The organism is Saccharopolyspora sp. NPDC000995, assembly GCF_053599315.1.
The window spans coordinates 75,380-87,324 of the sequence record NZ_JBSFLZ010000011.1 but is presented as its reverse complement, the minus strand read 5'-3'; the positions used below and the strand labels follow the sequence as shown (position 1 = coordinate 87,324).

Genomic DNA, 11,945 nt, shown 5'->3' with positions numbered 1-11,945 from the left:
TCCGATCCGTTATATCGAGACTATCCGACCACCGATCGCGCATTGGGCCGTTCCGCAATCCGTTCCCTTGAGCAAACCTGCTAAACGCGGGAGTGCATCCTGTTGCTGAAACGAACACGACGCGCTATTTGCACCGAGGACCACACGATCACGAGGCTGGACGCGGTTATGAGGGCGTACAGCACGTTGCGGCCGGTCTTGTCGTAGCGCTCCGGCAGGAGCACCGTGGTGCGCCCGGTGCAGCGGAGCACGGCAGGGCCGGAGAACCACGCGGGTTGCGGCCCGGGCAGCCGCGAGCTGCGCAGGCTGTTGGCCGGGCGGCCGGGAATGAACTCACGTGCCTCACCGGCCTGCGGGATCACCTGGCACTTCACGTACTCATCCCGTTGCGCGGCCAGACCGAACGGCTGCCCCTGGTTCAGCTCCACGTGTGCGACCGGATCGGCCGTGGCCTCGCCCGAGCCGAAGGTCCGGGACCAGATGGTGACCTCGGCGGAAACCAGGAAATAGCCACCCGTGACCAGCCAGAGCAGCAGGGCAACGATGATCCAGCGCAGCACGCGCGGCGCTTTCTTCTGTGCGAGGGCGCCGTTGGTTGCGGGATGCACGCGAACTTCGTACCAGTTCCCCGTCGGCACAAAGCAAGGGGCATCCTCAGCGAGCTCGGCCGAGGATGCCCCTAGCAAGGAAAATCAGTCTCGGAGGAGGTCGCTCACCTCGTCGCGGACCTTGTGGGCCGCCGCGCGGAGACCGTCGACCGTCGGGCCGTGCCGGAGGACGTCGCGGGCCGTCGCCGGTAGGACGTTCGGCAGCGCCGCGCCGAAAACCGCGCGCAGGCTGTGCACCGTCGCACCCTGCGCACCCAGGCCGGGTGCCAGGATCGGGCCGTTGAGTCGGGAGAAGTCCAGCTCCTCGGCGCCGATGGTGGCTCCTGCCACCACTCCGACGTGCCCCATCGGCTCCGCGCCCGCATTGGTCTCGGCCGCCGAGTCCACGATGTACTGGGCGACCGAGTCGCCGCTGCCGTGGATCGACCGCTGGAGGCCCGCACCCTCCGGGTTGGAGGTGCGAGCTAGCACGAACACCCCGCGGCCCGTCTGCTCGGCGATGCCGATCGCCGCGGCGAGCGAACCGTAACCGAGGTACGGCGACACCGTGATCGCATCCGCCGCCAGCGGCGCGTGTTCGTCCAGGTAGGCCATCGCGTACGCCGTCATCGTGGAGCCGATGTCGCCGCGCTTGATGTCCAGCAGCACCAGCGCACCGGCCTGCCGCGCCTCCCGGATCGTCCTCTCCAGGACGGCGATCCCGGCCGAGCCGTACACCTCGAAGAACGCCGACTGCGGCTTGAGCACCGCGACCTCGCCGGCCAGCGCCTCCACCACGGTCATCGCGAACCGCTCCAGCGACTGCGGGGTCTCGTCGAGATCCCACGCGTGCAGCAGCGACGGGTGCGGGTCGATGCCGACGCACAGCGCACCGCGCGCCCGCATCGACTCCGCCAGCCGCTGACCGAAGCCTGCCCGCAACGGATCAGTCATCGCTGCTCGCCGCCCTGCCGAAGGGCCGCCTGCAACTCCTGCAGGGGCCGGACCCCGATGTTGCCGTGGATGGCGGCCTCGATGCCCTGCACGGCCGCCGCCGCGCCCTGCACCGTGGTGATGCACGGGATGTCGCGGGACACCGCGGCGGTGCGGATCTCGTAGCCGTCCACGCGCGGACCTGGGTTGCCGTACGGGGTGTTGATCACCATGTCGACCTCGCCGGCCTTGATCAGGTCGACGATGTCGCGCTCCTCGCCGTTGCTCTCGATGTGCTTGCGCACCACCGTGGACGGAATCCCGTTGCGGCGCAGCACCTCCGCGGTGCCGCTGGTGGCCAGGATCTCGAAGCCCAGGTCCGCCAGCCGCTTGACCGGGAACACCAGGGACCGCTTGTCCTTGTTGGCCACCGACACGAACACCCGGCCGCCGGTCGGCAGCGAACCGTAAGCGCCGGCCTGCGACTTGGCGAAGGCCTGCCCGAAGGAGGTGTCGATGCCCATCACCTCGCCCGTGGACTTCATCTCCGGCCCGAGCAGCGAGTCCACGCCGACGCCCTCCCGGGTGCGGAACCGGTGGAACGGCAGCACGGCTTCCTTCACCGCCACCGGCGCGTCGATCGGCAGCTCCGCGCCGTCGCCTTCCGGCGGCAGCAGGCCCTCCGCGCGCAGGTCCGCGATCTTGGCGCCGAGCATGACCCGGGCCGCCGCCTTGGCCAGCGCAACGGCGGTCGCCTTGGACACGAACGGCACGGTCCGCGAGGCGCGCGGGTTGGCCTCCAGCACGTACAACACGTCGTCCTTGAGCGCGTACTGCACGTTGAGCAGGCCATGCACGCCGATGCCGCGAGCGATGGCCTCAGTGGACCGTCGCACCTGCTCGATGTCCTGACGCCCCAACGTGATCGGAGGCAGCGCGCACGCCGAGTCGCCGGAGTGGATACCGGCCTCCTCGATGTGCTCCATCACGCCACCGAGGTAGATGTCGGTGCCGTCGCAGAGCGCGTCCACGTCGATCTCGATCGCGTCGTCGAGGAAGTTGTCCACCAGCACCGGGTGTTCCGGGGTGACCTCGGTGGCGCGGGCGATGTAGTTCTCCAGCGACGCCTCGTCGTAGACGATCTCCATGCCGCGGCCGCCGAGCACGTAGGACGGCCGCACCAGCACCGGGTAACCGATCTCGTCGGCGATCCGCTTGGCGCCCTCGAACGACGTCGCGGTGCCGTAGCGCGGGGCGGGCAGGCCCGCCCCGGCCAGCACGTCGCCGAACGCGCCGCGGTCCTCGGCGAGGTGGATGGCCTCCGGCGGCGTGCCCACGATCGGGACCCCGGCCTCGGCCAGCCGCTTCGCCAGGCCCAGCGGGGTCTGCCCGCCGAGCTGCACGATCACGCCCGCCACGGTGCCGGACTGCTGCTCGGAGTGCACGACCTCCAGGACGTCCTCGAAGGTCAGCGGCTCGAAGTAAAGCCGGTCCGCGGTGTCGTAGTCGGTGGAGACCGTCTCCGGGTTGCAGTTGACCATCACGGTCTCGTACCCGCGCCCGGAATTATCGGGGGCGCTGCGCAGCGCCGTCGCGGCGTGCACGCAGGAGTAGTCGAACTCGATGCCCTGGCCGATGCGGTTGGGCCCCGAACCGAGAATGATCACCTTCGGCCGCTCGCGCTGCTCGGCGACCTCCGACTCGGCCGCCGGGTCGGACTCGTAGGCCGAGTAGTGGTACGGCGTCCGGGCCGCGAACTCCGCCGCGCAGGTGTCCACCGTCTTGTACACCGGCCGCACGCCCAGCCGGTGCCGCAGCGCGCGAACCCCGTCCTCACCGGCCAGCTCCGGCCGCAGCGCGGCGATCTGCCGGTCCGAGAGCCCGGCCCGCTTCGCGCGCCGCAGCAGCACCGCGTCCAGCACCGGCGCCTCGACCAGCTCGCCGCGCAGCTCCACCCACGCCGCGATCTGGTCGACGAACCACGGGTCGATGCCCGACGCCTCGTGCACCTGCTCAACCGTGGCACCCAACCGGAGCGCGCGCTCCACCGTGTAGAGCCGCCCGTCGTGCGGGATCCGCAGCTCGTCCAGAGTGGACTCAACGGTGACACCGTCAGGGTCTTGCCCCGGAGAGTCAGGCACAGTCCAGAAACCGGCCGCCTTCGTCTCCATCGAGCGCAGCGCCTTGCCCAGCGCCTCGGAGAAGCTGCGGCCCACCGCCATCGCCTCGCCGACGCTCTTCATCGTCGTCGTCAGCTCCTGGTCGGCGCCCGGGAACTTCTCGAAGGCGAACCGCGGCACCTTCACCACGACGTAGTCCAGCGTCGGCTCGAAGCTCGCCGGGGTCTCGCCGGTGATGTCGTTGCGGATCTCGTCGAGGGTGTAGCCCACGGCCAGCTTCGCGGCGATCTTGGCGATCGGGAAGCCGGTGGCCTTCGACGCCAGCGCCGAGGACCGCGACACCCGCGGGTTCATCTCGATGACCACCATCCGGCCGGTGTCCGGGTGGAAGGCGAACTGGATGTTGCAGCCACCGGTGTCCACCCCGACCTCGCGCAACACCGCGATGCCCACGTTGCGCATGTGCTGGTACTCGCGGTCGGTCAGCGTCATCGCCGGCGCCACCGTCACCGAGTCACCGGTGTGCACGCCCATCGCGTCGATGTTCTCGATCGAGCAGATGACCACCACGTTGTCGGCGTGGTCGCGCATCAGCTCGAGCTCGTACTCCTTCCAACCGAGGACGCTCTCCTCGATCAGGACCTCGTGCACCGGCGACTCGGCCAGCCCGAAGGAGGCCATCCGCTCCAGGTCTTCCTCGGTGTGCGCCATGCCCGACCCCAGGCCGCCCATGGTGAAGCTGGGCCGGATCACCACCGGCAGGCCCCGCTCGGCGACGAACGCGCGCACGTCGTCCATCGACTTGCACACAGCCGACTCCGGCACCTCGCCGCCGACGGCGCGCACGATGTCCTTGAACCGCTGTCGGTCCTCACCGCGCTGGATCGCCTCGAAGTCGGCGCCGATCAGCTCCACGCCGTAGCGCTCCAGCACCCCGCGCTCGTGCAGCGCGACCGCCGTGTTCAGCGCGGTCTGCCCGCCAAGCGTGGCCAGGATCGCGTCCGGCCGCTCGGCGTCGATCACCTTCTCCACGAACTCCGGGGTGATCGGCTCGATGTAGGTGGCATCGGCGAACTCCGGGTCCGTCATGATCGTCGCCGGGTTGGAGTTCACCAGCGAGACGCGGATGCCCTCCTCCCGCAGCACCCGGCACGCCTGCGTGCCGGAGTAGTCGAACTCGCACGCCTGGCCGATCACGATCGGCCCGGAACCGATGACGAGTACGTGCTTGAGATCGGTCCTCTTCGGCATCAGCGCAGTACCGCCTCTCCGCGATTCACAGTGGTGGTTACGTCCGGCTCGATTTCGCGTTTCGCGGCTTCCTGTGGCTGAGCTGCGTCACGTTCCCCTGAGGTGCGGTTGAGTAGGACTCGATTTGACATAGCGCTCTTCATGACAGTTCCGCCTCCGTCATCAGGTCGACGAACTTGTCGAACAGCGGCGCGGCGTCGTGCGGACCCGCCGCCGCTTCGGGGTGGTACTGGACGCTGAATGCCGGGCCGTCGAGCAGCCGCAGCCCCTCGACCGCACCGTCGTTCGCGCAGTGGTGACTGACCATCGCGCGGCCGAAATCGGTGTCGAACCGCTCGCCCGGCTCGCCCTCGATGGCGAAGCCGTGGTTCTGCGCGGTGATCGCGACCTGGCCGGTCTCGGCGTCGATCACCGGGATGTTGATGCCCCGGTGCCCGTAGCGCAGCTTGTAAGTGCCGCGACCGAGCGCGCGACCCAGGATCTGGTTGCCGAAGCAGATGCCGAACAGCGGCAGCTTGCGGTCCAGGGCCTGGCGGGTCAGCTCGACCTGCTGGTCGGTGGTGGCCGGGTCGCCCGGCCCGTTGGACAGGAACAGCCCGTCCGGCTGCACCGAAAGCACTTCGTCCAATGTGGACGACAGCGGCAGCACGTGGACCTCGATGCCGCGCTCGGCCATCATCCGCGGCGTGTTGGACTTGATGCCCAGGTCCAGCGCGGCAACGGTGAACCGCTTCTCGCCGACGGCCGGGACGATGTAGGGCTCGTTGGTCGTGACGTCACCAGCCAGCGAGGCGCCGACCATCTCGGCGCTGGCCTTGACCTCGGCCACCATCTCGTCGTCGGAACCCAGTTCCGGGCCGGAGAAGATGCCGCCGCGCATCGCGCCCAGCTCTCGGACGTGCCGGGTCAGGGTGCGGGTGTCGATCCCGGCGATGCCGACGATCCCCTGCCGCTGCAGCTCCGCGACCAGCGACCGGCGGGAGCGCCAGTTCGACGGGATGCGGGCGGGGTCGCGCACGGCGTAACCGGCGACCCAGATGCGCGAGGACTCGTCGTCCTCGTCGTTCCAGCCGGTGTTGCCGATCTGCGGCGCGGTCTGCACCACGATCTGGCGGTGGTACGAGGGGTCGGTCAGGGTCTCCTGGTATCCGGTCATGCCCGTGGTGAACACCACCTCGCCGAGGGTGCGACCCACCTTGCCGTAAGCCTCCCCGCGGAAGATCCGGCCATCCTCCAGCACAAGTGCGGCCGGGATGTACTCGGTCATTTGTCCTCCTGCCGCGATTCAAAGAATTCGCGGGTCGTCTGCCGTGGTCGTTGTGCGCAGGTGGCGAATGCGGCGGACACCGCTTGCCTGACACCGGTCGTGGTCGCGGTCATGTCGCTTCCGATCCCCGCCGCCGCTGTGCGGTTTCGTCCCGTGTCAGCTCGTCGGCGGGCGAGATCGCCCGGACGGCTTCGACCCAATCGGTCTGCGTTGTCTTGTCGTCGCCGCGGAACCCGGTGTCCAGCAGCTGCTCGCCCAGCCGCCAGGTCACCACGACCAGGCCGGCTCCGGGCACGACCTTATTGGCCAGCTTGTGGTCCAGGCGGCTGTCCACGATGGACTCCGCCGGGATCCAGAGGTCGCTGGCCCCGGTTCGTCGCAACAGCAGGCCCGAGGCGTGCAGGTGCGCGGTTGCGTTGGCGCGGTGGCCGATGTCGCCGACGGCGATGCGGTCCTGCCAGTCCGTCGCCCGGGTGGTGCCGACGTACATGCCGGTCGCGGCGGGCAGCAGCTCCTCGCCCGGTTCGGCCGGCGGTACCGGGAAGTCCGGCAGTTCGGCGGCCTGGCGGCGAGCCCGGTTGCCCCAGCCGCGCCGCATGCCGAAGAACACCAACGCGACCATCACGGCCATGCCGAGTACCCACAGGAAGCGTTCCATCAGCGCCTCACCTTGCCCTCGTGCGCGGTGACCTTGCCGCGCAGCAGCGTCGCCACCACGCGGCCGGGTAGCTGCATGCCGTCAAACGGCGAGTTCTTGCCAAGGCTGGCCAGCTCCGCGCCGCGCACCGTCCACTCGGCGTCCGGGTCGACCAGCACCAGGTTCGCGGGTTCGCCCGCGGCGACCGGTCGGCCCTGGTCGGTCAGTCCGGCGATCTCGGCGGGCCGCTCGCTCATCACCCGGGCCACGCCGCGCCAGTCCAGCAGGCCGGTGCGCACCATCGTCTGCACGACGATGCCGAGCGCGGTCTGCAGGCCGAGCATGCCGGGCTTCGCCGCGGACCACTCGCAGTCCTTGTCCTGCGCGGCGTGCGGGGCGTGGTCGGTGGCCACGCAGTCCACGGTGCCGTCGGCCAACGCCCGGCGCAGCGCCAGCACATCGGCGTCGGTGCGCAGCGGCGGGTTGACCTTGTTCACCGGGTCGTAGGTCTCCAGCCGGTCGTCGGTCAGCAGCAGGTGGTGCGGCGTGACCTCGGCCGAAACCCGGCTGTGCCCGCGCTCACCACGCTGTTCTCGCGACTTCCACCAGCGCAGGATCTCGGCGGTGCCCTCGGTGGAAACGTGGCAGATGTGCAGCGTGCCGCCGGTGTGCGCGGCGAGCAGGCAGTCGCGCGCGACGATCGCTTCCTCGGCCGGGGCGGGCCAGCCCGCCAAGCCGAGCCGGGCGGCGTTCGCGCCCTCGTGCGCCTGCGCCCCCACCGTCAGCCGCGGCTCCTCGGCGTGCTGCGCGACCACGCCGCCGAAGGACTTCGTGTACTCCAGCGCGCGGCGCATCATCAGCGGGTCGTGCACGCAGTGGCCGTCGTCGGAGAACACCCGGACCTCGGCGGCACTGCGGCGCATGGTGCCGAGCTCGGCGAGCTTCTCCCCCTTCAGCCCCACCGTCACCGCGCCCACCGGGTGCACGTCGACCAGGCCGACCTCGCGGCCGCGCCGCCACACGTGCTCGACGATCACGGCGTTGTCCGCGACCGGATCGGTGTTGGCCATCGCGAAGACCGCGGTGTAGCCGCCCAGCGCGGCGGCCATCGACCCGGTCTCGACGGTCTCGGCGTCCTCTCGGCCCGGCTCCCGCAGGTGCGTGTGCAGGTCCACGAAGCCCGGCAGCGCCACGGCGCCCCCGGCGTGCACGATCTCGTCGACATTCGCGGCGGGGTCCAACTCCAGACCAGGACCGATCTCGGCGATCACCTCGCCGTCGACCAGCACGTCCACCGGATCGCCCACGCCGTACGGGCGGACGTCCTTCAGCAGCACCCGGCTCATGGCGCCTCCCGCCTCTTCGCGTTCACAGTTCCGCCTCTCCGCGTTTCACAGTGGTGGTTGCGTCCAGCCCGGATCTCACGATGCGTGGTTCCTCGTGGCTGGTTTGCGTCACGTTCCCCTGAGGTGCGGTTGAGTGGAACCCGAGTTGACACAGCGCTGCTCATGGCTGTCCCGCCTCTCCGGCCAGCAGGTGGTACAGCACCGCCATCCGCACGTGCACGCCATTGCTGACCTGCTGGGTGATGGCGGCGCGCGGCGAATCGGCCACGGCCGGCGCGATCTCCATGCCGCGCAGCATCGGGCCGGGGTGCAGGACCACCGCGTGCTCGGGCAGCTTGCCCAGCCGCGCCTCGTTGAGGCCGTAGGCGATCGAGTACTCGCGCGCCGACGGGAAGAACCCGCCGTGCATCCGCTCCGCCTGGACCCTCAGCATCATCACCGCGTCCAGCTTCGGCAGCTCCGGGTCCAGCTCGTGACGCACCTCCGCGCCCCACTGCTGCGCCCCGGCGGGCACCAGCGTCGGCGGCGCGACCAGCACCACCTCGGCACCGAGGGTGCGCAGCAGGTGCACGTTCGATCGCGCCACCCGGCTGTGCAGCAGGTCGCCGACGATGGCGATGCGGCGACCGGACAGCTCGCCCAGCCGCTCCCGCAGCGTCGCGGCGTCCAGCAGCGCCTGGGTGGGGTGCTCGTGCATGCCGTCGCCGGCGTTGACGACCTGGGTGCCGACCTCGTCCAACCATCCTGCCAACCGGTGCGCGGCGCCCGAAGCGGGGTGCCGGATGATCACGCAGTCAGCCCCGGCGGCGGCCAGCGTAAGCGCGGTGTCGCGCAGCGACTCGCCCTTGTTCACCGAAGAACTGCTGGCCGAAACGTTGATCACGTCGGCGCTCATCCACTTCCCGGCGATCTCGAAGGACGCCCGGGTGCGCGTGGAGTTCTCGTAGAACAAGGTCACCACGGTCCGGCCGCGCAGCGTCGGCAGCTTCTTGACCTCGCGCCCCAGCAGCGTCTGCTTCATGGTGTCGGCGGTGTCGAGCACGCTCGTCGCGGTGGCGGCGGCCAGCCCCTCGGTGGAAAGCAGGTGGCGCATCAGGAGGTCACCTCCCCCGTGCCTTCCGGGACGCCCGCTCCCGGGCGGCGCAGTACCACGCAGTCCTCGCCGTCGGTCTCGGCGAGCCGCACGGCGACGTCCTCGGAGCGCGACGTCGGGATGTTCTTGCCGACGTAGTCGGCGCGGATCGGCAGCTGACGGTGGCCGCGGTCGACCAGCACGGCCAGCTGCACGGCCCGCGGTCGGCCCTGGTCGCGCAGGGCGTCGAGGGCGGCGCGCACGGTGCGGCCGGAGAACAGCACGTCGTCGACGAGCACGACCAGCGCGTTGTCGATGCCCTGCTTGGGCAGGTTGGTGGGCTCCAGCGGACGGTTCGGGCGGTGCCGCAAGTCGTCGCGGAAGAGCGTGATGTCGAGGGTGCCCGTGGGCACCGTCACGCCGCTGAATTCGCTGATCTTCGCGGCGAGCCGCCGGGCGAGTGAGGTCCCCCTGGTGGGAATGCCCAGCAGCATCACGTCGCTGTTGCCGGTATCCAGCGCGGTCTTCTCGATGATCTGGTGGGCGATCCGGGCTATCGTGCGCGCAACGTCACCGGCCGAAAGCAGCTCCCGCTGCCCGACCGGGTCCGCCGCGTCCGCCGGTTGGCGTGACGCCACGGTGCGACCTCCTTCCCCGCCTCTCTGGACGGGTCCTTAAAGGATGGTGTGTGAGCTGCCCCGCAGTGGCGGCCTCGAAAACCGCCGCCGGCTGCCGGGCTGCCTTGTACGCTATCAGCGCCGTGAGGTCAATCGACCGGGTGGTGTGGTGGCGTTCGCCGCATTGCCGAGAAAGACCAACTTGACCTGGTGACGCTGGCGAGCGAACATTACTCTCCGTATCGATCTGAGCTTTGCTCCCCAACCGCCGTTATCGGCTGACGGGGCGAACGAAACGGAGAAACGCCACATGGGCGACTACGCCAAGGCGCTGGGCAGTAAGCTCCGCGCTATCCGCCAGCAGCAGGGTCTGTCGCTGCACGGCGTCGAGCAGAAGTCTGGCGGGCGGTGGAAGGCCGTGGTCGTCGGGTCCTATGAGCGAGGCGACCGTGCGGTGACCGTGCAGAAACTGGCCGAACTGGCCGACTTCTACGGGGTTCCGGTCGCGGAACTACTTCCCGAGGGCCGGGTGCCGTCCGGCGCCGAGCCCGCCACCAAAGTTGTGATCAACCTGGAACGGCTACAGCAGCTACCTGCGGAGAAGGTGGGTCCGCTGGCCCGCTATGCGGCCACCATCCAGAGCCAGCGGGGTGACTACAACGGCAAGGTGCTGTCCATCCGCACCGAGGACCTGCGATCCCTGGCCATCATCTACGACATGACGCCAGGTGAGCTCACCGAGCAGCTCATCGACTGGGGCGTGCTTCCCCCGGAGGCCCGCCCAGCCCGGGAGGAGTGACACCACACCCGGTCTACCCGTTCGGGCGAGGCCGGGCACGGGAAGGGGCACCCACCGCGACTCAAGAGTCGCAGACGGGTGCCCCTCCGCTATGTCCGAGTGAAGGGAGCGCGCTCACCCGGCCCATGCCGGATGGAGGTGACCTTCACCTACCACCCGTACGGTGGCGCAGTTACGTGTGAGGGGCGCCCTCGTTCGACCAAGGGTGCCCCTCACACGTAACTCGTTCGGGCTATTCCGCGGCGGTCTGCTCCGGACGGACCGCCTTCCGGAGGCGGTCTCCGATGCCGGCGATGCGGCCCAGGACGCCGTTGACGAACCGCGGCGAGTCGTCCGTGGACAGCACCTTGACAAGCTCCACGGCCTCGTCGATGGCCACCGCCGGCGGCACGTCGTCGCTCCACAGCAGCTCGTACAGGCCCAGCCGCAGCACCGAGCGGTCCACCGCGGGCATCCGCCCGAGCGACCAGCCCTCGGCGTGCTGCGTGAGCAGCTCGTCGATCCGCTCGCGGTTCTCCGTGACGCCTTCGACCAGGGTGACCGTGTAGTCGCCGACCGGCGGCACCTCCGGCGAGCCGACCCGATCGGCCAGCAGCGTCACCGCGTCGACGCCGCGCAGATCCGCCTCGTAGAGAAAGTCCACGGCACGCTTGCGTGCCTTGCTCCGAGAACCCACCTCACACCCTCTTTCCGGCCGGGCCGAGTCCTGCGGCGGATGAGCAGGCGATCATTTGCTGCTGACGCGGCTGAGGTACCGGCCGTCGCGCGGGTCGACCTTCACCTTGTCACCGGTGTTGAGAAACAGCGGCACCTGGATCTCCGCACCGGTCTCCAGGGTGGCGGGCTTGGTGCCACCGGTGGAACGGTCGCCCTGCAGGCCCGGGTCGGTGTGCTGGACGACGAGCTCGACCGAGGCAGGCAGCTCGACGTACAGCGGGTTGTCGTCGTGGCGGGCGACCACCACGGCGCTGTTCTCCAGCATGTAGTTCGCCGCGTCACCGACGACGGAGGCCGAGATGTTGACCTGGTCGTAGGTGTCGGGGTCCATGAACACGTAGTCGGTGCCGTCGTTGTAGAGGTAGGTCATCTCGCGGCGGTCGACGTTCGCGGTGTCCACCTTCACCCCGGCGTTGAAGGTCCTGTCCAAGGTCTTGCCGGAGAGCACGTTCTTCAGGGTGGTACGGACGAAGGCGCCGCCCTTGCCGGGCTTGACGTGCTGGAAGTTCACGACGGTCCACAACTGGCCGTCGATGTTGAGCACCAGTCCGTTCTTCAGGTCGTTCGTGGTGGCCACGGTAGGGGTCTCTCCTGTGGTG

11 protein-coding genes are annotated in these 11,945 nt (G+C 69.7%); 1 reads left to right on the top strand and 10 read right to left on the bottom strand.

From position 1 onward, the window contains the following. Positions 1 to 80 precede the first annotated feature (80 nt). The 8 genes from ACWDKQ_RS06600 to pyrR all read right to left on the bottom strand — a co-directional run bounded on the left by ACWDKQ_RS06600 (position 81) and on the right by pyrR (position 9,851). Positions 81 to 608 carry a hypothetical protein gene (locus ACWDKQ_RS06600; protein WP_450137747.1) on the bottom strand — a complete coding sequence of 176 codons (528 nt, stop codon included), beginning with the start codon at positions 606 to 608 and terminating at the stop codon, positions 81 to 83. Positions 609 to 692: 84 nt separating this feature from the next. Continuing rightward, a complete protein-coding gene (pyrF, locus tag ACWDKQ_RS06595) occupies positions 693 to 1,541 on the bottom strand; it encodes an orotidine-5'-phosphate decarboxylase (RefSeq protein ID WP_450137746.1) in 849 nt (282 codons plus the stop codon). After that, entirely contained in the window at positions 1,538 to 4,891 is a 3,354-nt protein-coding gene (gene carB / locus ACWDKQ_RS06590) for a carbamoyl-phosphate synthase large subunit (RefSeq protein ID WP_450137745.1), read from the bottom strand. Before carB ends, pyrF begins: the two co-directional genes overlap by 4 nt. 139 nt (positions 4,892 to 5,030) lie before the next feature. Next, the gene (gene carA, locus ACWDKQ_RS06585) at positions 5,031 to 6,158 is read right to left on the bottom strand and encodes a glutamine-hydrolyzing carbamoyl-phosphate synthase small subunit (protein WP_450137744.1); all 1,128 of its coding nucleotides are present in this window, start codon (positions 6,156 to 6,158) and stop codon (positions 5,031 to 5,033) included. 109 nt (positions 6,159 to 6,267) lie between these two features. Further along, positions 6,268 to 6,816 (bottom strand): PH-like domain-containing protein, encoded by a 549-nt coding sequence (locus tag ACWDKQ_RS06580; RefSeq protein ID WP_450137743.1) that lies wholly within the window; start codon positions 6,814 to 6,816, stop codon positions 6,268 to 6,270. Continuing rightward, entirely contained in the window at positions 6,816 to 8,141 is a 1,326-nt protein-coding gene (locus tag ACWDKQ_RS06575) for a dihydroorotase (RefSeq protein WP_450137742.1), read from the bottom strand. The genes ACWDKQ_RS06580 and ACWDKQ_RS06575 overlap by 1 nt, the downstream gene beginning before the upstream one ends. Positions 8,142 to 8,301: 160 nt before the next feature. After that, entirely contained in the window at positions 8,302 to 9,234 is a 933-nt protein-coding gene (locus tag ACWDKQ_RS06570; RefSeq protein ID WP_450137741.1) for an aspartate carbamoyltransferase catalytic subunit, read from the bottom strand. Beyond that, a complete protein-coding gene (pyrR, locus tag ACWDKQ_RS06565; RefSeq protein WP_450137740.1) occupies positions 9,234 to 9,851 on the bottom strand; it encodes a bifunctional pyr operon transcriptional regulator/uracil phosphoribosyltransferase PyrR in 618 nt (205 codons plus the stop codon). Before pyrR ends, ACWDKQ_RS06570 begins: the two co-directional genes overlap by 1 nt. Positions 9,852 to 10,140: 289 nt before the next feature. On the opposite strand from pyrR, the gene bldD reads away from it, so the two are divergent. Beyond that, positions 10,141 to 10,629, top strand: a complete 489-nt coding sequence (gene bldD, locus ACWDKQ_RS06560; RefSeq protein WP_010311046.1) for a transcriptional regulator BldD — start codon at positions 10,141 to 10,143, stop codon at positions 10,627 to 10,629. 232 nt (positions 10,630 to 10,861) lie between these two features. On the opposite strand, the gene nusB is transcribed toward bldD, so the two are convergent. Then, entirely contained in the window at positions 10,862 to 11,305 is a 444-nt protein-coding gene (nusB, locus tag ACWDKQ_RS06555) for a transcription antitermination factor NusB (protein ID WP_450137739.1), read from the bottom strand. Positions 11,306 to 11,356: 51 nt separating this feature from the next. Then, positions 11,357 to 11,923, bottom strand: a complete 567-nt coding sequence (gene efp / locus ACWDKQ_RS06550) for an elongation factor P (protein ID WP_450137738.1) — start codon at positions 11,921 to 11,923, stop codon at positions 11,357 to 11,359. Positions 11,924 to 11,945 lie beyond the last annotated feature (22 nt).

Coding starts and splice junctions, on each gene's coding strand:
- pyrF (WP_450137746.1), bottom strand. CDS start 1,541: ATGACTGATCCGTTGCGGGCAGGCTTCGGTCAGCGGCTGGCGGAGTCG.
- bldD (WP_010311046.1), top strand. CDS start 10,141: ATGGGCGACTACGCCAAGGCGCTGGGCAGTAAGCTCCGCGCTATCCGC.
- ACWDKQ_RS06580 (WP_450137743.1), bottom strand. CDS start 6,816: ATGGAACGCTTCCTGTGGGTACTCGGCATGGCCGTGATGGTCGCGTTG.
- ACWDKQ_RS06575 (WP_450137742.1), bottom strand. CDS start 8,141: ATGAGCCGGGTGCTGCTGAAGGACGTCCGCCCGTACGGCGTGGGCGAT.
- carB (WP_450137745.1), bottom strand. CDS start 4,891: ATGCCGAAGAGGACCGATCTCAAGCACGTACTCGTCATCGGTTCCGGG.
- ACWDKQ_RS06570 (WP_450137741.1), bottom strand. CDS start 9,234: ATGCGCCACCTGCTTTCCACCGAGGGGCTGGCCGCCGCCACCGCGACG.
- carA (WP_450137744.1), bottom strand. CDS start 6,158: ATGACCGAGTACATCCCGGCCGCACTTGTGCTGGAGGATGGCCGGATC.